Here is a 23,343-nt window from a genome sequence, read left to right as displayed (position 1 = left end):
AGTAAACTAGTTTTTTAATTAAAACTAAAAATAAAAAACAGAACTTTAAGCAATTAAGGTTCTGTTTTTTTGTTAACACTAAATATTAGCAGCAGTAAATTAACAACTAATAGAATAGAAATTACTAGTAGCGTTTTCATTTGTTTATTGGTGTTTAGTTATTAGTTAGATGCATAAGGCAAAAAAAGGTTGCGTGAAAAATCGTGCTTTATTATATAACAGTTATAATACTGTTTTTCCTAGTTAGCTTTTTTATTTTGATGCATTCAAACTATGAATGTCGCATTTTACGGCATAAAAAAACAGCCTTAACAATTAAGCAAAGGCTGTTTTTTTATAAATTTTAGTATTTATTTTCTTTTGAAAATATTTATGTAAGTTTCAGTAATGTTGCCAAAACTGTATGTTTGTGTTAATGTCATTGTATTGCCGTCTATTTCAACATCAGCAGAATCTACCACAAGGTCGCCGTCAGGATAATCTTCATTGTTTTCAGCATTTGTTAAATCTTCAAATTTAAAAGATACTAGTGTAAGTTTATTAGTAGCTTCGTTATAAGCCCATTTTCCTGTTTCACGTTCATTATAAATGTCGGTTTCATAATACGTTAGTGTACAGGTTTCATAGGTTTTGTTCCAGTCTAAATCTTTATACTCTTCATAGAAGTTTAAAACAAAATCACCATTGCTTTTTATATCAATGCTGGCTTCTCTTTTAACTATAGAATCATCTTCATCATAACTTACAGATCCACCATTTTCACATGTTATATTATCATTTTCACCTTCATAAATTTGTTCAATAAGTTCCCAATTATCAACAATTGAAGCATTACCACCCCAAGCTTCAACTTCAACACAAACTTTTTCAATGCTACTAATGTTATTTTCAGAATCAAAAAGACAAATTTCATAACAGAATTTCCCTGGATTAACATTGTTTAAATCAATAGCTAATTCATAATCTGAATCATTTTTTTTAGTTAAATTGAAGAATTTAGCATGTTTTGGATTTTTAGTTTTACCAAATTCAATTGATGATTGTGGTACTTCAATATAGCTGTTAGCTTTATTACCGTTTACATCTTGTAAAACAATATAAGCACCGTTAAAATTATCAGTTGAAGAAAATGAAAGTACCAAACCGTTGTCTTGAAATGCTGTTGCAGTATTTGATGCTACTTGAAAATCTATATTATTTGTAGGTGCTGGTGGTAAACCTGTTTTGGTTATAGCGCCATCTATATTTACGCCAGCTTCTATTTCTGAAAGCGGAATGGCTCTTTCTTCTGTTGCATTTTGTTCTTCGGCTAATTTAGTGTCTCCACCGTTGTTATTATTGTTAGAGTCTTCAGAAGAACAAGAAAATAATAGTGCCGTTAAAATAAAACTGAATAGTGTTATTTTTTTTAGAGTTTTCATTTTTTTAGATGTTAAGTTAATTTTAGTTAAGATTGTTATTTTTTACGCTTAATAGAAATTTTTGTGGCTACAAATACATCAGTAGTTTTTGAAGAGCTTGATAACAAATTACTCAATACAGAACCAGAGCCAATGGTTAAAGGACCAACTCTTAAGCCTGCACCCCAAGCAACAGAATCATATTGCCTAAAGCTTATTGGAGAATATAATCCTAAAAATTTTGTTTCTAACCTTGGCATTACGGTTACTTGGTTAATTATGCTGTTGGCGTTCATTTCGGTTTCTTTATTTAAAGAGAAATCGCCTTGTACGCTTAAAAATATTTTTTTTGTAAAACTATAATCTGCTAAAAGGTGTAAGGCTGTTGGTAGTTTAGTTTTTTGTGCAGCAATTGTTTCGGTAGATGTGTAATTGTTGTCTAAAAATTCTTGTGTATCATCATCAAAAGTTGAAGCATCTGCAGTTGCATTTAAATCGTAGGTAGTAATGGTGGTTTCTTTGTAATTTATGCTACCAAGATCTGTTATTGAAGCTGCTAATTTTAATTTGTATTGTGATGCGTGTACGTTAAGCGAGTCTAATGCTTCGTTTACATTTTTATTTTTCAATTCGAAAACAAATCCAATATCTGTTGCAAAACCAGCGGTTAGGTCTTTAAAATCAATATCGTCACTATCAAAATCGTTACTAGAGCCGTAAATTAAACTTCCTGTGGTTGTAAGTGTTTGGTTTCCATTACCGCCATTGTACCTGTATTGTCCGTTAAATTCAGGACTGTTAACAAAAACGCTTCCAGCACCTTGTAGGTATTTTAAAGTAACACCCGCTTTAAGTTTAGTAGCATCATTATCAACAAGAATACGTCCGTAAGCTACGCCAATTTCAGCCCAAGCGTGTATGTTTCCAACCAAGTTTTTAGATTCAAAATCAAAGTCTTCTTCGCTGTTAAAATTATCGGTAATATTTTCATAAAGTTCACCGTTAATACTGTGTAAGTTTAAAAATCCGCGAACCCTTGTAGTAAGACCAATGCTACTTTTTGGTGATAGTTTAAACATAAACGATGGCCCTAAAACATCAGCATTAAAAAAGAAATTGTTGTTGTTTGTGGGAAATCTTTCTGTGTCTTCATCAAAATCTAAACCGCCATCAGATTTAATAATATCACTTAAGTTAATACCAAAATAATCACTACCACCAAAAGCACTAGAAGAAATTAAATTAAAGTCTAGTTTAAAGTGATCATTTACTACGTTAGCAGGGTTTACAGTTACAGAATGTATGCCAGAATAATTATCTGTGGTATAGCCAATAAAGCTTTGGGCGTTTAAAAAATTACAAAATAGTGCGCTTGCTAAGCAAAATACTAGCAGTTTTAAAGTTTTCATTATTTAAGGTTAATTGTTAATAGCTGCCCAAAAGTAAGCAATTATTTAAAGCGCTTGTGTGTGTTTTATAGAAGTAAATGGTAGTTTGTCTAAAATGTATTTATTAGAAAATCAGACTATTACTTCTAATTATATAAGAAAAGGTAGTTTGTAAACTTAAATAACAGCGTATACGTTCTTGTAAAATTATTTAAAAAAGAATTTAATTGCGGCAATAAATAAAATAAAGGAAATAAATGCTAGCAATATCCAACTACTGCCTTTGTAAAAACGTTTATGAAGTTTCAAATCTTTACGGTACATAAAACCTATAATAATAGCGAATACAATAAAAAATAAAACACCAAATACTATTTGACCCTTACTAAACATATAATTACTTTTATGCAAATTTAATTAATAATGATGAGATTTTCGCTTTTACGTTAATTTCAAAATATAAAATTTATGAAAGATAAAATAGACGCTGTTAAAGCATTTCATACAGCCTTTAAAATTGGTTATAGAGAAACACCTAAAGCAGATTTAGGTAGTGACAAAAATATGTTACGCTATAAATTAATGCGAGAAGAAAACGAAGAGTATTTAGAGGCTGTTAATAATAATGATTTAGTTGAAGTAGCTGACGCCCTAGGCGATATGCTTTACATTTTATGTGGAACAATTATAGAGCATGGTTTACAACATAAAATAGAAGAGGTTTTTGAAGAAATACAGCGTAGTAATATGAGTAAATTAGGAGATGATGGTGAGCCAATTTATAGAGAAGATGGTAAAGTGCTTAAAGGCCCAAATTATTTTAAACCTAATATAAAAGCTATTTTAGACAAATAAAATTTGTCATTTTGAATGACAAAAAAGGTAGCATATTGCTACCTTTTTTTATTTAATTATGAGTATCACCTTCCCTTTGGGAAGGGATAGGGATGGGCTAAACCTTATAACGCCATCCAAATGGATCTTCAGCTTTATTTGTTTGAATATCAGTAATGCGTTTCTTTAAAAAGCTAGCGTAAGTATCATCAAACTTAGGTAAATCATAATCTTCACCTTTGTATCCAAATCCGGCAATAGGTGAAATTACCGCAGCTGTACCAGCGCCAAACATTTCCTTTAAATTACCGTTTTTAGCTGCTTCAACTACTTCATCAACTCTTAATTTTCTAACTTCAACATTTATGCCTTCGGCTTTTGCTAATTCAATAATACTTTTACGGGTAATACCATCAAGTATTCTATCACTTGTTGGCCCAGTAATTAATGTGTCATTAATTCTAACAAAAATATTCATAGCACCAGCTTCTTCAATATATTCGTGGGTGTTATCATCTGTCCAAATAACTTGCTGGTAACCTTTTTCTTTGGCTAATTGTGTTGGGTAAAATTGGCCAGCATAATTACCGCCTGCTTTAGCAAAACCAACACCACCATTTGCAGAACGCGAGTATTTTTCTTCAATTAATACTTTTACTTCGCCAGAAAAATAAGAACCTGAAGGCGCTGTACATATTAAAAACTTATATTCATCGGCAGGAGATGCGTGAAAGCCTTCGCCCGATGCAAATATAAACGGACGTATGTATAATGAGCTACCTTCGTTTTTAGGAATCCAATCTTTATCAACTTCTAATAAAGCTTTTAGGCCTTCCATAAAATAATCTTCAGGCAATTCGGGTATTGCCAAACGTTTTGATGAAATATTTAAACGCTTGCAGTTATCTAATGGTCGAAATAACCAAACATTATCTTCGGCATCTTTGTAAGCTTTCATGCCTTCAAAAACAGATTGCCCGTAATGGAAAATTTTTGCAGATGGATCTAATGTAATTCCTTGGTAAGGCATAACTTTTGGTGCTTGCCATTTACCATTTTTATAATCACACACCAACATATGGTCTGAAAATACACTTCCAAACTTCAAATTATCAAAGTCTACTTCATTAATTTTAGAAGACTTTGTTTTTATAACCTCAATATCATTGATTATTGTGCTCATAAGCCTGTAATTTTAAAGAACAAAGTTAAATAAAAGGTTTGTAAAAAAAGGGTATCTTTACATAAATCATTTAAAATTGAAATTTTTATACTATGAGGCTATTTATTGTTGCATTTATTAGTGTGTTCATGTTAAATTCTTGCAAGAAAAAAGTTGAAGAAACTAAAAAAACTGAAGAAACAGTAGAAAAAGTTGCTTACACATCTTTTGGAAAAGAAATTATTGCAGATGATGCCATTGCGTCTAAATCTATGTTAGCTCATTTTAAAGATATGAATGTGGGCGATAGTATAAACTCAAAAATTGTAGCCACAGTTAAAAATGTATGTCAGGCAAAAGGTTGTTGGATGACTTTAGATTTGGGTAATGGCAATGAAACTATGGTAAAATTTAAAGACTATGGTTTTTTTGTGCCAAAAGATATTACAGGCAAACAAGTTATTGTAAACGGTAAAGCTTTTGTAAATGAAGTACCTGTTGAAGAATTACAACACTACGCTGAAGATGCAGGAAAATCTGCTGAAGAAATTGCCGCTATTACCCAGCCTAAAAAAACATTTTCGTTTGAAGCCGATGGTGTGTTGGTAGCGCAATAGTTTGGTACATTGAAACGCGAAATTATTATTACCGCCGATGGTTCATCAACCATTCATATTCCTGAATGGAATGAACAATACCATTCAAAGCATGGCGCCATACAAGAGGCATATCATGTTTTTATAAAACATGGTTTACATCATATTTACCATTCAAAATTTAATACAGAATATGCAATACTTGAAATTGGTTTTGGCACAGGTTTAAACGCATTAATAACGTATATTGAATCTGGAAAACTTAAAATACCAGTAAATTATGTTGGGGTTGAAGGTTACCCTGTTTCTTTGGATGAAGTTGCTAAACTAAATTATGCTGAAGAATTACAAGTTGAAACATCATTTTTTAATGAATTACACGCTTCAACTTGGGAAGAAGCACATCAAATTTCTAACACATTTACATTAACCAAACAAGAAAAGTTTTTTGATGATATTGATTGTGAAAATCAGTTCAATCTTATATATTTTGATGCTTTTGGAGCTAGAGTTCAACCCCAATTATGGACAGAAACTATTTTTAAAAAGATGTACAAAGCGCTTAAAAATGAAGGTGTACTAGTTACGTATTCCGCCAAAGGTAGTGTGCGTAGAGCTATGCAAGCTGTAGGGTTTTTGGTTGAAAAATTACCAGGGCCACCAGGAAAGCGCGAAATGCTAAGAGCCACAAAACATATCGTTTCTTCTGTGTAAAATTATAAATATAAATGTGTGTTTTTTTGTATTTTAATTGTTAATTGACCTTTAAAATGAAAAGAAATTTCTTAAATATTTAACATTAAATATCGTATTCGTTTACTTCTTTATAATCAACTGTTAAACCTTAGCTAAATAGCTAGCAATTACAATAAACGTTTTGTAAATTTAATTAAAAATTGAAAAATGAAAGTTTTAATTACAGGCGCTACGGGTATGATTGGACAAGAGATTGTAAAACGCTGTCATGAAAAAAATATTACTGTAAATTACTTAACCACAAGTAAATCTAAAATTAAAAATACTGAAACTTACAAAGGTTTTTATTGGAATCCTGCTAAAAATGATATAGATATTGAGTGCTTTAAAAATGTAGATGCTATAATTCATTTAGCAGGAGCTACAGTTGCTAAGCGCTGGACCAAAAGCTATAAAAAGGAAATTTTACAAAGTAGAACACAATCTGCTAATGTGCTAATTAACGCGCTTAAAGGCGAAACACACAGTATAAAACAGGTTATATCGGCTAGCGGAATTAGTGTTTATCCAGATTCTCAAACTAATTATTATGAAGAAGATTTTAAAGGGAAAGATACCGGCTTTTTAGCCAAGGTGGTACACGCTTGGGAAAAGGCGGTTGATGATTTTTCAAAAGTAAATATACCTGCAGCTAAAATTAGAATTGGTTTGGTTTTAGCTAGCCAAGGCGGAGCATTACAACAAATGGTAAAGCCAATTAAATATGGTGTTGGTGCTGCCTTTGGAACAGGAAAACAGTGGCAATCTTGGATTCATATTGATGATTTGGCTAATATTTTCATGCATGTTTTAGAACATAATTTATCTGGTGTCTACAATGCCGTGTCTCCAAATCCGGTGTCTAATAATGAACTTACAAAAACCATTGCTAGCATTTTACACAAGCCACTTTTTCTACCTAATATTCCTAAGTTTTTTATGAAATTAGTTTTAGGCGAAATGCATACTATTTTATTTGATAGCCAGCGTGTAAGCAGTAAAAAAATTGAAGATAGTGGTTATAATTTTGAGCATCACCATTTAAAACCAGCTTTGGTAAATTTATTAAATGCTTAATTGGCGTAAGCCTTCATAAACAATTATGCTAACGGCATTTGCTAAATTTAAACTACGCACTTTTTTACTGTAAATAGGAATTTTATAAAGCGATGATTCATGGCTTTCGATGATGTGTTTTGGTAGACCAACAGATTCTTTTCCAAAAACTAAAAACATATCATCTTCAAAAGGAATGTTCCAATGATTTTTTGTACCATGGCTAGACAAAAATATAAGTTTTTTTGCTCTATTTATGCTGAAAAATTCCGAAATACTTTCATAATAAACAACATTTAAATGTGGCCAATAATCTAAACCGGCACGTTTTAATTTAGCATCATCAATTTCAAAACCAAAAGGTTTAACCAAATGCAGTTTGCAACCCGAAGCCAAGGTTAGCCTACCAATATTCCCAGTGTTGTTTGGTATTTCGGGCTCAAATAAAACAATGTTTAAAGACATTTTATTTGGTTTTAACACGTTTTTTTACTGGTTTCATTAAAATACGAAGAGTACTATCATTACTAAAGTAGCTTATGCTCCAATTCATAAAAATTAAAAGTTTGTTTTTCACACTTAAAATAAGCATAAGGTGAATAAACATCCAAGTAAACCATGCTAAGCGCCCTTGAAAACTAAACTTTGGTAAATCTACCACAGCCTTACGTTTTCCAATGGTTGCCATAGAGCCTTTATCTATATATTCAAAGGCTTTTTGGGGTTTATTTTTATAACTGTTTTTTAAATTTTTAGCAAGTAGTTTAGCTTGCTGTAAGGCTACACCTGCTAATTGCGGATGTCCTTTGGGGTAGTTTGGTGTTTCCATATAAGCTATATCGCCCAAGGCATAAACATTGTTTAACCCAATTATTTTATTTTGTTTATTTACTATTAAGCGGTTACCGCGTGTTATAGTTTCTTTGGGTAAACCTTCAATAATATTTCCGGTAACACCAGCAGCCCAAATTACATTTTTAGAGGTTATTTTTTCACCTGTATTTAAGGTTACCAAATTACCGTCATAATCATTTACAAGTGTGTTTGTTTTTACAACCACACCCAAATCTTCTAAATATTCTTGCGATTTTGTTTGAGACCCTTTGCTCATGGGGTTAAGGGTACTTGGTGCACCTTCTAAAAGATAAATAGTGAGTTTTGAAAAATCTTTGTCTGGGTAATCTTTAGGTAAAATGTTTTTTTTCATTTCGGCTAAAGCACCCGCTAACTCTACACCAGTTGGTCCACCGCCTACAATAACAAAATTTAGTAATGCTTGTAGTTGGTTGTCATCTTTTGTATTTAGAGCATCTTCAAACGTTTGTAAAATTCTGTTTCTTAGTTGAATGGCTTCCGGAATGGTTTTCATTGGATAAGCATAATCTTCTAAGTTTTTATTGTTGAAATAATTGGTAGTACAACCAATAGCAATTACTAAATGATCATAATTAAAATTACCAATTGTTGTTGAAATACAGTTTTCTTTAGTGTTAATATTTTCAACTTTTGCTATTCTAATTTTTACATTTTTAGCACGTTGAAAAACTTTGCGTAAAGGAAATGAAATACTTGCAGGCTCTAAACGCGCCGAAGCTACTTGATACATTAATGGCTGAAATTGATGAAAATTATGTTTGTCTATTAACAGTACATCATAGGCCGGATGATTTATTAAATCTTGGGCAATACGCAAACCTGCAAAACCAGCACCTATAATTACAACCTTTTCTTTATTAGCCATTTTTTAGCGTTTTATTTTAAAATTGAATTTACAAAAACATCAATATTTTTTGCATTATTAGCAGTAATGTGTTTTACAAAAGCACTACCAATAATGGCACCTTTAGCATATTTTGTAGCGGCTGTAAAGGTTTTGTTATTACTTATACCAAAGCCAACAATTTGAGGGTTTTTTAATTTTAGCTTATTTATACGCTCAAAATAAGCTGTTTGCTCATCTCCAAAACCAGATTTTGCTCCGGTTGTACTGGCGCTACTTACCATATAAATGAATCCGTTTGAAACAGAATCTATAAAGCGAATACGCTCATCACTTGTTTGTGGTGTAATTAAAAACACGTTTATTAAACCGTATTTTTCAAAAGTAGCTTGGTATTGTTCATGGTAAACATCAACTGGTAAATCTGGAATGATTAAACCATCAATACCAATTTCTTGACATTTTTTACAGAAATCTTCAACACCATATTGCAGCATGGGGTTAAAATATCCCATAATTATTAGTGGTATACTAACAGATTGCCTAATATCTTGCAATTGTTTGAAAAGCACTTGAGTGGTCATACCGTTTTTTAAGGCTTTTGTTGAACTGTCTTGAATGGTTGGTCCATCGGCTAACGGATCACTAAAAGGCAGTCCAATTTCTATCATGTCTACTCCGTTTTTTTCTAAATCTTGAATAATTTTTACGGTATCATCAATATTGGGGTAGCCTGCAGTAAAATATATAGACAGTAGCTTTTTATTTTCTTGTAATTTTTGGTTTATTCTGTTCATTTTAAATGACTTTTTTCATTCTCTCAGAAGAGGGAATCTTTTTTAAATGTATTCTGTAAGGTCTTTATAGTCTGGTTTTTAAGCTATTTATTAAACTAATTTTCCATTCCCTATTCCATTTTTTAATTGTCTTTCTCTTTTAATAGAGTTGTTAACGTATTTAGTTGTTTCAAAATAAACTAAGATTTCCGATTTCTCGGAAATGAAAAGTCATCAACATTTATATCTTAAAATAATCAATATAATTCTGTAAATCTTTATCGCCACGACCAGATAAACTCATTACAATCACATCATTTGGTTTAAACTGTTTTTGGTTAAAAATAGCAAGCGCATGAGATGTTTCAATGGCTGGAATTATACCTTCTAATTTACAAAGTTCTAAACCAGCTTTCATGGCTTCATCATCTGTAATTGATATAAATTCTGCGCGACCTGTTTGGGCTAAGTGCGCATGCATTGGGCCAACACCAGGATAATCTAACCCTGCAGAAATGGAGTAGGGCTCTGTAATTTGCCCGTCATTTGTTTGCATTAACAATGTTTTGCAGCCATGAATAATACCTTCTTTTCCTAGTACAGAGGTGGCTGCACTTTCACCAGAATCTACACCTAAACCAGCAGCTTCTACAGCAATTATTTTTACGTCTTCTTCGTGTAAATAATGGTAGTAAGTACCGGCTGCATTACTGCCACCACCAATACAAGCGGCCACATAATCTGGGTTTTCTCTACCTTCTTGCTCTTTTAATTGCCATTTTATTTCTTCTGAAATTACAGATTGAAAACGTGTAACCATATCTGGATATGGATGCGGCCCAATGGCCGAACCAATAATGTAATGGGTGTTTACAGGGTTGTTAATCCAATCGCGTATAGCTTCGTTTGTAGCATCTTTTAATGTACGGCTGCCAGACAACGCAGGCACAACTTTTGCGCCAAGCATTTTCATGCGTGCAACATTTGGTGCTTGTCTTGCAATATCAATTTCGCCCATGTAAACAATACACTCTAAGCCCATAAGTGCACAAACTGTAGCTGTAGCTACACCGTGTTGGCCTGCGCCAGTTTCTGCAATAATGCGTTTTTTACCAAGACGTTTTGCCATTAAAATTTGACCAATTGTATTATTTATTTTGTGCGCACCTGTGTGGTTTAAATCTTCGCGTTTTAAATAAATTTTGGTGTTGTATTTTTCTGAAAGGCGTTTAGCAAAATATAGCGGTGAAGGACGCCCAACGTAATCTTTTAAAAGCTTATCAAATTCATTTTTAAAGTCTGGTTCTGCCATAACTTTTAAATAATTTTGGCGTAGCTCTTCTACATTTGGGTATAACATTTCAGGTATGAAAGCGCCACCAAAGTTGCCGTAGTAGCCTTTATCATCTACATTAAAATTCTGTTGCATAGTTTTATTATTCAATTTATTTTGAAACTCTTTTAGTATGCTAATATTTTTTAATCCGGGTGCTATTTCAAATTTACTATTTACATCTAAAGCATAGCAATATTTTGCAGCGTTACTTTCTTTAAATTTTTTAATGTCTGCAACCTGATCTAAACCTATGCCACCACTTAAAAAGAAAGGTTTTGTTGACGGGTAGTTGTTTAAAATGCTCCAGTTAAAAGTATAGCCGTTGCCACCAGGTAGTTTGCCTTTGGTATCAAAAAGGAAATATTTACAAACGCTCTCGTATTGTTTTAAAACTTCAAAATTAAAGCCTTCTTTTACTGAGAATACTTTTATAACTTCAATGGGTTTATGTAGCTGTTTTGTGGTATTTAGCATGTTGCAGTAAAACGGCGACTCTTCGCCATGTAATTGTACTGCTTGCAGTTTAAATTTATTTACAGTTTCTATAACTGTATTTAAATCTTCATTTACAAAAACGCCTGTTTTTTTTATGGTTTCAGGTAATTGAGGCATGATGCCATCAAAATGTCTTGGTGATTTTTCATAAAATATAAACCCAAGATAATCTGGTTGCAATGTGGCAACTTGCTCAATATTATCTTGATATTTCATTCCGCAAACTTTTAACTTCATTCTTCTAAATCTTTTATAAATTTTGTTGCACTTGCTCCAGGATTATCGGTTTTCATAAAATTTTCACCTATTAAAAAACCTTGATAACCAAATGGTTGTAGTTCTTTTATGGCTTTAATGTTGCTAATGCCGCTTTCGGATACTTTTACAAAATCATTTGGAATTTCAGAACTTAATAATTTACTGGTTTCTAAACTTACCTCAAAGGTTTTTAAGTTTCGGTTATTTATGCCTAACATATCTAAACTAGGCATAATAGATTTTTGTAATTCTTCTAAATTATGCACTTCTAAAAGTACATCTAAGTGTAAACTTTTTGCTAGTTCTGAAAATTGTTTAATTTCTTCTTTAGTTAAAATAGCAGCAATGAGTAAAATAACATCGGCACCATAGGCTTTGGCTTCAAGAATTTGATATGTGTCAATTATAAACTCTTTACGTAATAAAGGTAAATTGCAAGCTGCTCTGGCTGTTAATAAATCATCTAAAGAACCACCAAAATATTTTCCATCGGTTAAAACAGACATACCGCAAACACCTGCGCTTTCATAACCTAAGGCTACATCTTGTGTGTTTAAACTATTATTAATTATTGATTTTGATGGTGAACGACGTTTATGCTCTGCAATAATGCCTGAAGCACTGTTTTTTAACCTTTTGGCCAAAGAAATTGTGTTTTTAGAAAACAATATTGATTGCTCTAATTGTGAAGTTGGAATTAAGCTTTTTCTTAAATCTACTTCTTTGCGTTTATCTATTACTATTTTATCTAGTATATTCATTTTTTTTATTTTGTTATGTTCATTTTGTCTTGATACATTGCTAAGTTTAAAGTATTTTTTAAACGTGAGTACCAAGCGAAGCTGAACCAAAAAATCAAACCAATTTAAGGAAGTTCCTTAGGAACATTCGCTTTAAAAATTTCATGCTTGAAGCTGCGCTTCGCAATTCTGTTTTTTGCTCTATATTTCTATAGATTGAGCTTTCAACCGTGTCGAAATTTGAGACTTGCTTTTTTTTGCTGTCTTTATTTCTTTTCTATTCTGAAATTTTAATTTTTCTAACATCTAACTTAGACTTAAATTATTTGCTCAATGCTATTAATTTATCTAAACTTTGTTTTGCTTTACCAGAGAATAAAGATTCTTTAGCTAATTCAAAACCCTCTTTATGTGTTATTTGTTTTGAAGTGGCAATAGCTAAACCAGCGTTTGCACAAACTACGTTATTTTGCGCTTCTGTACCGTTACCGCTTATAATGTCAACAAATATTTTAGCGGCATCTTTAACAGTATTGCCTCCATATATTGCTTGCTGTTTTACTTTATTTAATCCTAAATTTTCTGGTGAGAATAGTTTTTCAGAATGGTTTGATACTATTTTTGCTTTGCCTGTAAGCGAAATTTCATCATAACCATCTAAAGCATAAACAATACTATAGTTTATATTTGTGTTTTGGTATATAAAACTGTAAAGACGCAATACTTCTAAATTAAAAACACCTAACGATTGGCTTTTAGGAAATGATGGGTTCACCATAGGCCCTAACATATTAAAAAAGGTTTTTACGCCTAACTCTTTACGAATTGGAGCTACATTTTTCATGGCAGGATGGAATAAGGGCGCGTGTAAAATGCATATGCCTGCTTTATCTAAACAGCGTTTTAAAAAATCTTGATTGTTAGAAAATTTAACCCCTAAATTTTCCATAACGTTTGAAGAACCAGAGGTTGAAGATACACCATAATTACCATGTTTTGAAACATTAACACCGGCACCAGCGGTAATAAATGATGATAATGTTGATATGTTGAAGGTGTTTTTACCATCACCACCTGTACCAACAATATCTATGGTATTAAAATCATTAAAATCTACTTTTATGCAAAGTTCTAAAAGCGCATCTCTAAAGCCTTGCAACTCATTTAAAGTAATGCTTCGCATCATAAAAACCGATAGGAAACATGCAATTTGGCTAGGGTTGTACATATCATTTGATATGTTTACTATAATTTGTTTTGCCTCTTGTGTGGTGAGGGTTTCGTGGTTTATTAGTCTGTTTAGTATGTCTTTCATGTTCTTTATTAAATTCTCTTCAATAGGGAGTGTTTACTTTTGTTTACTTATGATTTACCCAATTTTCTAAAATTTTCTTGCCATCTGGTGTTAAAACCGATTCTGGGTGATATTGTACACCACGAACATCAAAAGTTTTATGGCGTAAAGACATTACTTGCCCGTTTTCATCAAATGATGTAGCTTCTAAACTTTCGGGTAAATTAGCATTTACAACCCAAGAGTGGTAACGGCCAACTTCAATGTTTTTATTTAATCCTTTAAAAATATATTCGTCATCAACACTTATTGTTACATTGGTGGCAACACCGTGGTACACATCGTTTAAGTTTTCTAAAGTGCCACCAAAAACTTCGCCTATTGCTTGTTGGCCTAAGCACACACCAAAAATACTTTTGGTGGCGGCATATTTTTTAATGATGGCTTTTAAAAGGCCAGCTTCATCAGGAATGCCAGGACCTGGAGATAATACAATTTTATCAAAAGGTTCAACATCTTCTAATTGTAATTTATCATTTCGGTAAACAGTTACATTACAGTTTAAGTCTTCTAAATAATGCACTAAATTGTATGTGAAACTGTCGTAATTATCTATTACTAATACTTTTTTCATATCAACTTTTTAATTTTCCTGTTTTAGGAAAAAAATTATTGTTTTTAATTTAATTTGAAATTTTAGCATCATCTAAAATCTATTTATATTTCTTCGGCTACTTTAATAGCTTTTTTTAGCGCACCAAGTTTGTTGTAAACTTCTTGGGTTTCGCTTTCTTCATTAGATTTTGATACCATACCTGCTCCGGCTTGCCAGTTTAATTTGTAATCTTTACTTAAAAAAGTTCTTATCATTATGGCGTGGTTAAAATTGCCATCAAAATCCATAAAACCAATGGCTCCACCGTAATAACCGCGACTTGTTTTTTCATATTTTTCAATAAGTTGCATAGCCATATGTTTTGGTGCACCGCTTAGTGTTCCTGCCGGAAACGTATCGGCTACTACTTGCATTGTAGATGTTTGTTTGTGCTTATGCCCTGTAACTTTACTTACTAAATGAATTACATGCGAGAAAAATTGAACTTCGCGATAGGTTTCTACTTTTACATTATTGCCATGTCTGCTTAAATCGTTTCTTGCTAAATCTACAAGCATAACGTGTTCGGCATTTTCCTTGTCGTCATTTTTTAGTTTTTCGGCTAAAATCTCATCTTTTGCTTCATCACCAGTTCGCTTAAAGGTTCCTGCAATTGGATGAATTTCGGCTAAACCATCTGTTACAATTAATTGGGCTTCGGGTGAGCTACCAAATATTTTAAAATCGCCATAATCAAAATAAAATAAATAGGGCGATGGGTTTATGCTTCGTAAGGCGCGGTAAACGTTAAAATCGTCTCCTGTAAATTCTTGCGAAAAAAGGCGCGATAGTACCAATTGAAACACATCACCACGTTGGCAGTGTTTTTTTGCAAGCTTTACCTGTTCTTTAAAATCGTTATCAGTTAAGTTAGATTGTATGTTGTTTTTAGCAGTAAATTTATATGAAGCAAAGTTTTGAACGTTAATTAAAGCATCAATGTCATGAATGTTATTATCCATATCATCATAGCAATGTGCAAAAATGTAGGCTTCGTTTTTAAAATGGTTTATGGCTATAATGTTTTTGTAAACCGCGTAATATACATCTGGAATATTAACCGAATCATCCTTTTTGCTAATGTTAACATCTTCAAAATACCTAACAGCATCATAGGCGGTATAACCAAAAATACCATTGTTTATAAATTTGAAATTTTCATCACAAGAAGTGTTAAATCGTTTTGTGAATTTATAAATTTCATCAACTACATTAACATTGTTATTAATAGTGGTTTCGGTAGTGCTTCCATCAGGAAATGTTTGCGAAATCACCTCGTTTTCAATTTTAATAGAAGCAATTGGGTTAAAACAAATGTATGAGAAGTTTTTATGGTTGCGGTGGTAATCACCACTTTCTAATAAAATACTATTAGGGTATTTATCGCGTATTTTATAGTATACGGTTACCGGTGTAATAGTATCTGTTAATATTTTTTTATGATGTGTAAAAAGGTTAAATGTTTTCATTTTATATGTTTTTAATGCTTATTTGGTGATAAGCAAAGAAAAAAGGCCTGTCGTGAATGACAAGCCTTTATTTATATTTCAATTTTAAATATACTAGGTGTTACTTCACGAATGTTAGTTTCGAAAGCACCACCACCAAGTATTATTTAAAGATATTTTCATTTGTAAAATTATTTTATGCTTCAAATATAAAAACGAAAACATTATTAAACAATACTTTGTTTAAATTTTTAATTAAAAGATTGTTAATTGGTTGATAGTTAAAAAATCTATTTGCTATTTTTATGCGTAAATAGGAATATGATAATGTAAAAATAGAAAGCATTTTAAAAATGAAAATAAGCGCCACCATTTTATTAGCTGTAATTTTATTTAGTTGCAACAACAAAGTGAAAGAAAAAACTATGGCTAAAATTGATGATGCAACACAAAGTAAAACAGTTGAGGAAACTCAAGATATTGATTTAGAAATTTATAATTATGAAGGCTTAAAACCACTTTTGCATAAAAATGATGGTAAAACATATGTTGTAAATTTTTGGGCTACTTGGTGTGCACCATGTGTAAAAGAGTTACCTTATTTTGAAACATTACAAGCCAATTACAGTAATAAAAATGTGGAAGTAATTTTGGTGAGTTTAGATTTTCCGCACCAATATGAAACCAAACTAAAACCATTTATAAAAGCACATAATTTAAAAAGTAAAGTTGTGGTTTTAGATGATGCCAATTCTAACAGTTGGATACCAAAAATTAGCAAAAACTGGTCTGGCTCTATACCAGCAACCATTATATATAAAAACAACAAACGTAGTTTTTATGAACAGTCATTTACTTACCAAGAATTAGAAACCAACCTCCAAAAATTTTAAACAAAAAACAATGAGTACAACAATTAAATTATTAACCTTAGCTTTCGTATCAGTAATTTCGGTAGTGTTAACTTTACCCTCTAATAATGCCACAGAAGGTTATAAAATTGGCGATATTGCTGAAGATTTTTCACTAAAAAACATCGATGGTAAAAAGGTGTCATTATCAAATTACAAAGACGCTAAAGGTTTTATTGTCACTTTTACCTGCAACACGTGCCCATACGCAGTAATGTACGAAGATAGAATAGTAGCTTTAGATAAAAAATATGCTGCTAAAGGCTACCCTGTAATTGCCATTATGCCTAACAACACAAAAGTAATGCCTGGTGATAATTTACAGGCAATGAAAAAGCGTGCTGAAGAAAAAGGGTTTACATTCCCTTATTTAATTGACGAAAATCAAGAAATATATCCAAAATTTGGAGCCACAAAAACACCACATGTTTTCGTTTTGCAAAAAACAGGAATAGGTAATATAGTTAAGTATATTGGTGCTATTGATGATAATTACAAAAGTGCCGAAGCCGTAACTACCAAATATGTTGAAAACGCAGTTGATGCTTTAATTAACTCAAAAGAGGTGCCAGAAAAAGAAACAAAAGCCATTGGTTGCACAATAAAAGTATAACAGAAAAACGAATGTTTTTTTTTGAAATCTGAGGTGTAATGCTTCAGATTTTTTTCGTCTATAAAATATATAAATACTAATTTTGTTTACAAAATATTTAAAAATGGAAGATTTAACACAAGAAGAATGGGTAGAACAATTAGCAAAAGATGATAATGCTGTTGTTTTAGATGTAAGAACCGATGCCGAAGTTGCTGAAGGTATTATAAAAAACGCTAAACATATAGATTTTTATTTAGGTGATGCATTTATTGATGCCTTAGATAAACTAGATAAAAGTAAAAATTACTATGTGTATTGTAGATCTGGAAATAGAAGTGGACAAGCATGTGCTATTATGGAAGAAATGGGCTTTGAAAATGCCTATAATTTAGAAGGTGGCATGTTAGAATGGACAGGTGATGTGGTTGAAACTAATTAACCTATGAAACATTTTCAGAAAATAATTTTTTTAACCTTGTGCGTTTTATTTTTTAATTGTGAAAATATAAAAGCCCAAAACGGTTATAAAAATATAACTGCCGAAGAACTAGTTGAAATTTTAAACACTGAAACTATTCAATTAATTGACGTAAGAACACCAAAAGAGTTTAATGAAGGGCATATTGCGAACTCAAAAAATATTGATTTTTTATCAGATAATTTTAAGCAAAATATTGAAGTTTTAGATAAAACAAAACCTGTTTATATTTATTGTAAATCTGGTAGGCGAAGTGCTAAAAGTACAGAAGTTTTTAAAGCAGCCGGATTTAATGAAATATATAATTTATACGGAGGTTTTTTAAATTGGAAAGGTAAAAAACACAACGTTGTGAAGTAAAAATAATACCACAAAAATCACACCATAATTTTTAAATTGCTTTTAGCCAATTTTTTAGGTAATTCACCTTTTTTATTTTACTTAAACAGCTATATTTTATAAATTTATAAGTAATTAGGATTTTGTTAAAAATCTTAGAAAATAATTCACTTAACAATTAATTATAGCATTTTAAATCATGGATAACGGTTATATTATTTTGGGGATAATAGCACTACTGTTTTTAAGCATGTACGGTTTTGCGTATTTATCTGTAGTCCAAGAAAAAATTAAACAAAAAAGGAATTTAAAAATTCAAGAAGAAAAAGATGAGCTAAAAAAGCAACGCCTTATAGCTAATCAAAAAATTAGAGATGAAAAATTACGTAAGTTCAACCAACGCAAAGAAGAAATTCAGCATGAACTTATGTTATTAGAAAAAATGAAACTAAAACAAAGTCAAAAAGTTAGCTAATTTATTAGCAATTTTATAAATTAAAACCCATATAATTACGTATGGGTTTTTTATTACAAGTTTATTTACTTTATTTGTAATGAAACTTGTAATTTCACAACCCTAAATCTATTAAAAGTAAAATCTGTAAGCGCATGTTAAAAGCAATAAGCGTTTATTTATATTTATGGTAAAGCATTTATACATTTATATTTTACTGTTTTTTTGTGCAATATCTTTTGCACAAGAAGCGAGTATACCTACACGCTTTTCACAAGAAGGAAAATTATTTAAAAGCCTTGATGAAGCCGTAAATCAATTAAAAAATCCTATAGCAAGTTTTAAAGAAGGACAAAAATGTACTGTAATTGCCTATTTAGGCAATGATAATTATAAAATACAATTTAAAGATTGGACGGGTTTAGTAACCATTGAAGATTTAGAAGTTAATGATGCGATAGATGATTTGTATTTTGAATTTCAAGAGAAAGAACACCAACGAAGATTAAAAGAGGAAGAGGCGCGTAAACAGAGGTTATATCAAATAGTCAATAAAGATAAGATTGAACAACAACGCCGTTTAGATTCCATAGCCAAAGAAGAAGCCGCCGAACGCAAACGTATAGCATTAGAACAAGAAGCAGCAAGAAAGCGAGCAGAAGCATTAAAACAACAACGCCGTTTAGATTCCATAGCTAAAGTAGAAGCAGCCGAACGCAAACGTATAGCTTTAGAACAAGAAGCCGCAAGAAAACGTGCTGAGGCATTAAAACAACAACGCCGTTTAGATTCCATAGCCAAAGTAGAAGCAGCTGAACGTAAGCGTATAGCTTTGGAACAAGAAGCTGAAAGAAAACGAGTGGAGGAATTAAAAACACAACGTCGTTTAGATTCCATAGCCAAAGTAGAAGCAGCTGAACGCAAGCGTATAGCATTAGAACAAGAAGCCGCAAGAAAGCGAGCAGAAGTATTGAAAACTCAACGCCGCTTAGATTCCATAGCTAAAGTAGAAGCCGCCGAACGCAAACGTATAGCTTTGGAAAAAGAAGCCGCAAGAAAACGAGCAGAAGCATTAAAAAACCAACGTCGTTTAGATTCCATAGCCAAAGTAGAAGCCGCCGAACGCAAGCGTATAGCATTAGAACAAGAAGCAGCTGAACGCAAACGTATAGCTTTGGAAAAAGAAGCCGCAAGAAAACGAGCAGAAGCATTAAAAAACCAACGTCGTTTAGATTCAGTGGCTAGGGTAAAAGAGTTTGAAAGAAAAAAACAGGCCTTAATTAGAGAAAGAGCTATAAAAAAAGCAGAAGCTTTAAGAGAAAAAAAACGTCTAGAAGCTATGGCTAAGGCTGAGGCTGAAGAAAAAAATAATAGAAAAAAAATAAATATTAAAGAATTAGAACTTCAGAAATATAGAAGCGCTTGCCATTATGTTATGAATGAATTTGATAATCTTTATCAGGAAAAGGTGATCATGACTAAAGCTTATAAAATTCACGACGATTTAAAAGCTGAACTTTATAAAAAAGGAAAAAGAATTGATTTGTTTTTAACTTCAAACATCAATATTGGTTGTGTTAGTGGTTTTTCTAACAAAAACACTTACGTTAAAATTTTATTAGAAAATGGCAATTCGGTTGTGTTATATCATACATATGGCACCAGTTGTAGCGGGTTTGAGTTTAAAGGGAAATTAGCTCCCAACTATGTGGAAACATTACAAAAATCTCCTATAAAATCTATTGTTTTAAAAGGTACCAAGGGCGCAAAAGAAATTACAAATATTAATTATAAAGCGTTTTTTATTGATAAATTAAAGTGTGTTGAATAACACATGCTACTATCATAATGTGTAATTACTTTGTAATACTTATTACCTTAAATTAGTTGTGTTTGAATTGTTATTTGGTAAATATTGGCTTAAAAATATGGTTTGTGTGTGTGTTATCACTTGTACTTTTTACTTGTGAAAAACATAAACTTTCAAAAGATATTATATCAAAAACAGACAGTGTTTCTGTGTATATTGATTTAGCTAGAAATACTTCAAAAAATTACAACCAAAAAATATTACACTTAAAAAAAGCACATAAGCTTTTACGTTTTCAAAAAAATAATACACTAAAAAATAAGTATTTAGATACTATTGTTTACAGAGCCTACAAGCTAAAAGATTCAGCGTTCTTTAAACAAGTTAATGCTGAAAGGTTGCAGCTTTCAAAAAAAATAAAAGACTCTTTTGGTATAGCAGAATATTATTGCGCTAAAGGAAACTACTACTTTTCAAAAGAACAACTAGATAGTGCGTTTTATGCTTTCAATTTAGCCAAAAAGTTTTTTGATGCTTCTAATAGTGAATACAAAGCCGCAAAAACTTTATATTCTATGGCAGTTGTTAAAAATAATATTAGAGATTTTACAGGTTGCGAAAAGCTAATATTTGACGCCATAAAAGTATTTGAAAAGCAAAATAAATACACCTCTTTGTATGTAAGTTACAATTTATTGGGCGTAATTTTTTACAAGCTAAAAGAGTTCAATAAATCTTTAGCATACCATAATAAAGCTTTAGAGTATTTAAAAAAATCTAACAGAGAGCAGCTTTACAAAATTGCTAGTTTTAATAATATTGGTAACGTTTACAGAGAAATAGGTAATTATAATAGAGCAATTTATAATTACAAACAAGCATTAAACGCTACGTTATTACAAAGTTATGATCCTACTAGGTACGCTAGAATTATTGATAATTTGTACTACACTAAATTATTAAATAAAGACACTATTGGTGTTGAAACTAATTTGTTAAAAGCGTTAAAAATTAGAGATAGTGTTAACAGAATTTCGGGTATTGTGCTAAGTAAAATACATTTAGCAGAATTTTATTCATATAAAACCGATACTTTAAAAGCTATAAAACTTGCCACAGAAGCCGAAAATTTGGCTGTAAAAATTTTTGATAATGAAGATAGGTTAGAAGCATTAAAACTTCTTTCAAAATTAGATAAAACAAAAAGCACTAAGTATTTAGAAACCTATATTCAATTAAATGATAGTTTACAAACCGAAGAGCGTAGCATAAGAAATAAGTTTAACCGTATTGCTTTTGAAACTGATACGTATATTAAAAAAACCAAACGGTTAACAAAGCAAAATATATTAATAACAGTATTTTCAGCTATTGCTATTATTTTGTTAATACTGCTATACTTTATAAGGCAACAGCGTATTAAAAATAAAGAATTGTTGTTTGATAAAAACCAAGAAAAAGCAAATCAAGAAATTTACGATTTACTTTTAAAACAACATTCAAATTTAGAAGAAGTTAGAAAACAAGAGCGCCACAGAATTTCAAAAGAACTGCATGATGGTATTTTAGGCAAGTTATTTGGTGCTAGAGTAGGTATGGGGTTTTTAAACCTTAAAGGAGATGAAGAAGATCAAACTGAATATAAGTTTTATTTAAATGAACTTCATGAAATTGAAAAGGAAATTAGAGGTATTTCGCATGCGCTTCAAAATAACATTTTAAAATCTAGTAAAGATTTTACATCTATAGTAGAAGACTACATATCTAATCAAAGTAAAGCGCATGGTTTTAATTACTCTATTCACTTTGATGACACAATTAACTGGGGCAATATTTCTGATAAAATTAAAATATCTCTTTACAGAGTAATACAAGAAGCTATTTTAAATGTGGTAAAACATTCTGAAGCTAACAATATATTTCTTACATTTAGAGAAGCCTCTAAAGTTTTAAGCTTAAGTATTAATGATGATGGTAAAGGGTTTGTAACCACAAAAACAAAACAAGGTATAGGACTTAAAAACATGGAAACTAGAATTTTAAAGCAGCATGGTACGTTTTGCGTTAAATCTAAACCAGGTAAAGGCACAACCATATTAGTAACAGTTTCAATATAAATATAATTATGGCACAAACATTAAATGTTTTAATAATAGATGATCATCCGTTAATAGTAAAAGCCTATCATAGCGCTATAAAACATTTAGGAAAAACAAATGCAAATTATATTTTTAACACACAAGCAGCCAATAATTGTGATGAAGCCAACCAAAAAATACAACAACTAGTAAAATGTACTAATGCTAGTTTGGTGTTTTTAGATATTAGCGTACCACCATCAACCGATGGTAAAATAGTGTCAGGTGAAGATTTGGGTATTATAATACGCAAACAAATACCAAATGCCAAAATTATAGTGGCCACAACCTACACAAAAAATACAAGACTTAATAGTATATTAAAAAATATTAACCCAGATGGGTTTTTAATAAAAACCGATTTAACTCCAGAAATTTTAACCCAAGCCATTGAAACCGTTATACAAGACCCACCGTATTATTGTAAAACCGTAATAAAGTTTTTACGTAAAAAAACAACTAATGATATAGTGCTTGATACTACAGATAGAGTTATGCTGTTAGAACTCTCAAAAGGAGCCAGAATGAATGAGCTACCTGAAATATTAAACCTATCAATGGCAGCCATAGAACGCAGAAAACGCATACTAAAAGAAAAATTTAGAGTAGATGGCAAAAGTGATAGAGTACTATTTAAAGTAGCCGAAGAGCAGGGTTTTATCTAAAAAAAACAGAGCAAAATTAAGCTCTAAACCTCTCAATGTTTAGAGCTCATTTTTTTGCCC

23 protein-coding genes and 1 pseudogene are annotated in these 23,343 nt (G+C 31.2%); 12 read left to right on the top strand and 12 right to left on the bottom strand.

Translation table 11 applies throughout. The features are described from left to right. Positions 1-350 precede the first annotated feature (350 nt). Entirely contained in the window at positions 351-1,421 is a 1,071-nt protein-coding gene (locus tag ACXAG4_RS06720) for a hypothetical protein (RefSeq protein WP_475295318.1), read from the bottom strand. A gap of 35 nt (positions 1,422-1,456) precedes the next feature. Next, positions 1,457-2,809 (bottom strand): DUF5723 family protein, encoded by a 1,353-nt coding sequence (locus ACXAG4_RS06715; RefSeq protein WP_475295317.1) that lies wholly within the window; start codon positions 2,807-2,809, stop codon positions 1,457-1,459. Between the two features lie 447 nt (positions 2,810-3,256). Between ACXAG4_RS06715 and ACXAG4_RS06710 the strand changes: the two genes are divergently transcribed. Then, the gene (locus ACXAG4_RS06710) at positions 3,257-3,643 is read left to right on the top strand and encodes a pyrophosphohydrolase domain-containing protein (protein WP_475295316.1); all 387 of its coding nucleotides are present in this window, start codon (positions 3,257-3,259) and stop codon (positions 3,641-3,643) included. A gap of 97 nt (positions 3,644-3,740) precedes the next feature. Here ACXAG4_RS06710 and ACXAG4_RS06705 read toward each other — a convergent pair whose 3' ends face one another. Next, positions 3,741-4,805, bottom strand: coding sequence for a branched-chain amino acid aminotransferase (locus tag ACXAG4_RS06705; RefSeq protein WP_475295315.1), 1,065 nt, complete (start codon positions 4,803-4,805; stop codon positions 3,741-3,743). A 92-nt stretch (positions 4,806-4,897) separates the two neighbouring features. Here ACXAG4_RS06705 and ACXAG4_RS06700 point away from each other — a divergent pair, with 92 nt between their 5' ends. The 3 genes from ACXAG4_RS06700 (at position 4,898) to ACXAG4_RS06690 (ending at position 7,192) form a co-directional block, all read left to right on the top strand. Then, the gene (locus ACXAG4_RS06700; protein ID WP_475295314.1) at positions 4,898-5,401 is read left to right on the top strand and encodes a DUF4920 domain-containing protein; all 504 of its coding nucleotides are present in this window, start codon (positions 4,898-4,900) and stop codon (positions 5,399-5,401) included. 9 nt (positions 5,402-5,410) lie between these two features. Then, on the top strand, positions 5,411-6,094 hold the full coding sequence (mnmC2, locus tag ACXAG4_RS06695) for a tRNA (5-methylaminomethyl-2-thiouridine)(34)-methyltransferase MnmC2 (protein WP_475295313.1): 684 nt from the start codon (positions 5,411-5,413) through the stop codon (positions 6,092-6,094). A 189-nt stretch (positions 6,095-6,283) separates the two neighbouring features. Then, positions 6,284-7,192, top strand: coding sequence for a TIGR01777 family oxidoreductase (locus ACXAG4_RS06690; protein ID WP_475295312.1), 909 nt, complete (start codon positions 6,284-6,286; stop codon positions 7,190-7,192). Here the strand turns inward: ACXAG4_RS06690 and ACXAG4_RS06685 are convergent. The 9 genes and pseudogenes from ACXAG4_RS06685 to ACXAG4_RS06645 all read right to left on the bottom strand — a co-directional run bounded on the left by ACXAG4_RS06685 (position 7,181) and on the right by ACXAG4_RS06645 (position 15,914). After that, on the bottom strand, positions 7,181-7,636 hold the full coding sequence (locus tag ACXAG4_RS06685; RefSeq protein ID WP_475295311.1) for a tRNA (cytidine(34)-2'-O)-methyltransferase: 456 nt from the start codon (positions 7,634-7,636) through the stop codon (positions 7,181-7,183). The two genes, ACXAG4_RS06690 and ACXAG4_RS06685, sit on opposite strands and share 12 nt — an antisense overlap. Position 7,637: 1 nt before the next feature. Beyond that, positions 7,638-8,912: an NAD(P)/FAD-dependent oxidoreductase gene (locus tag ACXAG4_RS06680; RefSeq protein WP_475295310.1), complete on the bottom strand. Its 1,275-nt coding sequence runs from the start codon at positions 8,910-8,912 to the stop codon at positions 7,638-7,640. A gap of 11 nt (positions 8,913-8,923) precedes the next feature. Beyond that, the gene (trpA, locus tag ACXAG4_RS06675) at positions 8,924-9,688 is read right to left on the bottom strand and encodes a tryptophan synthase subunit alpha (RefSeq protein ID WP_475295309.1); all 765 of its coding nucleotides are present in this window, start codon (positions 9,686-9,688) and stop codon (positions 8,924-8,926) included. Between the two features lie 220 nt (positions 9,689-9,908). Then, positions 9,909-11,096, bottom strand: coding sequence for a tryptophan synthase subunit beta (trpB, locus tag ACXAG4_RS06670; RefSeq protein ID WP_475295924.1), 1,188 nt, complete (start codon positions 11,094-11,096; stop codon positions 9,909-9,911). A 33-nt stretch (positions 11,097-11,129) separates the two neighbouring features. Further along, positions 11,130-11,714: pseudogene (locus ACXAG4_RS06665) on the bottom strand (phosphoribosylanthranilate isomerase); the annotation flags it as partial. Positions 11,715-11,731: 17 nt separating this feature from the next. Continuing rightward, entirely contained in the window at positions 11,732-12,517 is a 786-nt protein-coding gene (trpC, locus tag ACXAG4_RS06660) for an indole-3-glycerol phosphate synthase TrpC (protein ID WP_475295308.1), read from the bottom strand. Positions 12,518-12,818: 301 nt separating this feature from the next. Further along, positions 12,819-13,811, bottom strand: a complete 993-nt coding sequence (gene trpD / locus ACXAG4_RS06655) for an anthranilate phosphoribosyltransferase (protein WP_475295307.1) — start codon at positions 13,809-13,811, stop codon at positions 12,819-12,821. A gap of 43 nt (positions 13,812-13,854) precedes the next feature. Beyond that, complete coding sequence (locus tag ACXAG4_RS06650; RefSeq protein WP_475295306.1) at positions 13,855-14,424, bottom strand: anthranilate synthase component II; 570 nt, start codon at positions 14,422-14,424, stop codon at positions 13,855-13,857. An 83-nt stretch (positions 14,425-14,507) separates the two neighbouring features. After that, a complete protein-coding gene (locus ACXAG4_RS06645; protein ID WP_475295305.1) occupies positions 14,508-15,914 on the bottom strand; it encodes an anthranilate synthase component I family protein in 1,407 nt (468 codons plus the stop codon). A gap of 332 nt (positions 15,915-16,246) precedes the next feature. Between ACXAG4_RS06645 and ACXAG4_RS06640 the strand changes: the two genes are divergently transcribed. The 8 genes from ACXAG4_RS06640 to ACXAG4_RS06605 all read left to right on the top strand — a co-directional run bounded on the left by ACXAG4_RS06640 (position 16,247) and on the right by ACXAG4_RS06605 (position 23,283). Then, complete coding sequence (locus ACXAG4_RS06640; RefSeq protein WP_475295304.1) at positions 16,247-16,786, top strand: TlpA disulfide reductase family protein; 540 nt, start codon at positions 16,247-16,249, stop codon at positions 16,784-16,786. A gap of 10 nt (positions 16,787-16,796) precedes the next feature. Beyond that, positions 16,797-17,417, top strand: coding sequence for a thioredoxin family protein (locus ACXAG4_RS06635; RefSeq protein WP_475295303.1), 621 nt, complete (start codon positions 16,797-16,799; stop codon positions 17,415-17,417). Between the two features lie 103 nt (positions 17,418-17,520). Continuing rightward, complete coding sequence (locus ACXAG4_RS06630) at positions 17,521-17,838, top strand: rhodanese-like domain-containing protein (protein ID WP_475295302.1); 318 nt, start codon at positions 17,521-17,523, stop codon at positions 17,836-17,838. Between the two features lie 3 nt (positions 17,839-17,841). After that, positions 17,842-18,237 (top strand): rhodanese-like domain-containing protein, encoded by a 396-nt coding sequence (locus tag ACXAG4_RS06625; protein ID WP_475295301.1) that lies wholly within the window; start codon positions 17,842-17,844, stop codon positions 18,235-18,237. A gap of 178 nt (positions 18,238-18,415) precedes the next feature. Continuing rightward, positions 18,416-18,691 (top strand): hypothetical protein, encoded by a 276-nt coding sequence (locus ACXAG4_RS06620; protein ID WP_475295300.1) that lies wholly within the window; start codon positions 18,416-18,418, stop codon positions 18,689-18,691. Between the two features lie 166 nt (positions 18,692-18,857). Further along, complete coding sequence (locus ACXAG4_RS06615) at positions 18,858-20,501, top strand: hypothetical protein (RefSeq protein WP_475295299.1); 1,644 nt, start codon at positions 18,858-18,860, stop codon at positions 20,499-20,501. Positions 20,502-20,611: 110 nt separating this feature from the next. Further along, positions 20,612-22,597, top strand: a complete 1,986-nt coding sequence (locus ACXAG4_RS06610) for an ATP-binding protein (RefSeq protein WP_475295298.1) — start codon at positions 20,612-20,614, stop codon at positions 22,595-22,597. A gap of 8 nt (positions 22,598-22,605) precedes the next feature. Further along, entirely contained in the window at positions 22,606-23,283 is a 678-nt protein-coding gene (locus tag ACXAG4_RS06605; RefSeq protein ID WP_475295297.1) for a response regulator, read from the top strand. The last annotated feature ends 60 nt before the right edge of the window (positions 23,284-23,343 follow it).

The organism is Seonamhaeicola sp. ABD4_175, assembly GCF_056160885.1.
The sequence above is the reverse complement of the archived record's forward strand: the minus strand, read 5'-3'. Positions and strand labels throughout refer to the sequence as shown.

Excerpts from the sequence above, each read along its gene's own strand:
- ACXAG4_RS06685 (WP_475295311.1), bottom strand. The coding sequence starts at position 7,636 with ATGTCTTTAAACATTGTTTTATTTGAGCCCGAAATACCAAACAACACT.
- trpD (WP_475295307.1), bottom strand. The coding sequence starts at position 13,811 with ATGAAAGACATACTAAACAGACTAATAAACCACGAAACCCTCACCACA.
- trpB (WP_475295924.1), bottom strand. The coding sequence starts at position 11,096 with ATGCAACAGAATTTTAATGTAGATGATAAAGGCTACTACGGCAACTTT.
- ACXAG4_RS06615 (WP_475295299.1), top strand. The coding sequence starts at position 18,858 with ATGGTAAAGCATTTATACATTTATATTTTACTGTTTTTTTGTGCAATA.
- ACXAG4_RS06605 (WP_475295297.1), top strand. The coding sequence starts at position 22,606 with ATGGCACAAACATTAAATGTTTTAATAATAGATGATCATCCGTTAATA.
- ACXAG4_RS06620 (WP_475295300.1), top strand. The coding sequence starts at position 18,416 with ATGGATAACGGTTATATTATTTTGGGGATAATAGCACTACTGTTTTTA.
- ACXAG4_RS06700 (WP_475295314.1), top strand. The coding sequence starts at position 4,898 with ATGAGGCTATTTATTGTTGCATTTATTAGTGTGTTCATGTTAAATTCT.
- ACXAG4_RS06640 (WP_475295304.1), top strand. The coding sequence starts at position 16,247 with ATGAAAATAAGCGCCACCATTTTATTAGCTGTAATTTTATTTAGTTGC.
- ACXAG4_RS06625 (WP_475295301.1), top strand. The coding sequence starts at position 17,842 with ATGAAACATTTTCAGAAAATAATTTTTTTAACCTTGTGCGTTTTATTT.
- ACXAG4_RS06710 (WP_475295316.1), top strand. The coding sequence starts at position 3,257 with ATGAAAGATAAAATAGACGCTGTTAAAGCATTTCATACAGCCTTTAAA.
- ACXAG4_RS06690 (WP_475295312.1), top strand. The coding sequence starts at position 6,284 with ATGAAAGTTTTAATTACAGGCGCTACGGGTATGATTGGACAAGAGATT.
- ACXAG4_RS06630 (WP_475295302.1), top strand. The coding sequence starts at position 17,521 with ATGGAAGATTTAACACAAGAAGAATGGGTAGAACAATTAGCAAAAGAT.
- ACXAG4_RS06635 (WP_475295303.1), top strand. The coding sequence starts at position 16,797 with ATGAGTACAACAATTAAATTATTAACCTTAGCTTTCGTATCAGTAATT.
- trpA (WP_475295309.1), bottom strand. The coding sequence starts at position 9,688 with ATGAACAGAATAAACCAAAAATTACAAGAAAATAAAAAGCTACTGTCT.
- ACXAG4_RS06645 (WP_475295305.1), bottom strand. The coding sequence starts at position 15,914 with ATGAAAACATTTAACCTTTTTACACATCATAAAAAAATATTAACAGAT.
- ACXAG4_RS06650 (WP_475295306.1), bottom strand. The coding sequence starts at position 14,424 with ATGAAAAAAGTATTAGTAATAGATAATTACGACAGTTTCACATACAAT.
- ACXAG4_RS06680 (WP_475295310.1), bottom strand. The coding sequence starts at position 8,912 with ATGGCTAATAAAGAAAAGGTTGTAATTATAGGTGCTGGTTTTGCAGGT.
- ACXAG4_RS06705 (WP_475295315.1), bottom strand. The coding sequence starts at position 4,805 with ATGAGCACAATAATCAATGATATTGAGGTTATAAAAACAAAGTCTTCT.
- ACXAG4_RS06720 (WP_475295318.1), bottom strand. The coding sequence starts at position 1,421 with ATGAAAACTCTAAAAAAAATAACACTATTCAGTTTTATTTTAACGGCA.
- trpC (WP_475295308.1), bottom strand. The coding sequence starts at position 12,517 with ATGAATATACTAGATAAAATAGTAATAGATAAACGCAAAGAAGTAGAT.
- ACXAG4_RS06715 (WP_475295317.1), bottom strand. The coding sequence starts at position 2,809 with ATGAAAACTTTAAAACTGCTAGTATTTTGCTTAGCAAGCGCACTATTT.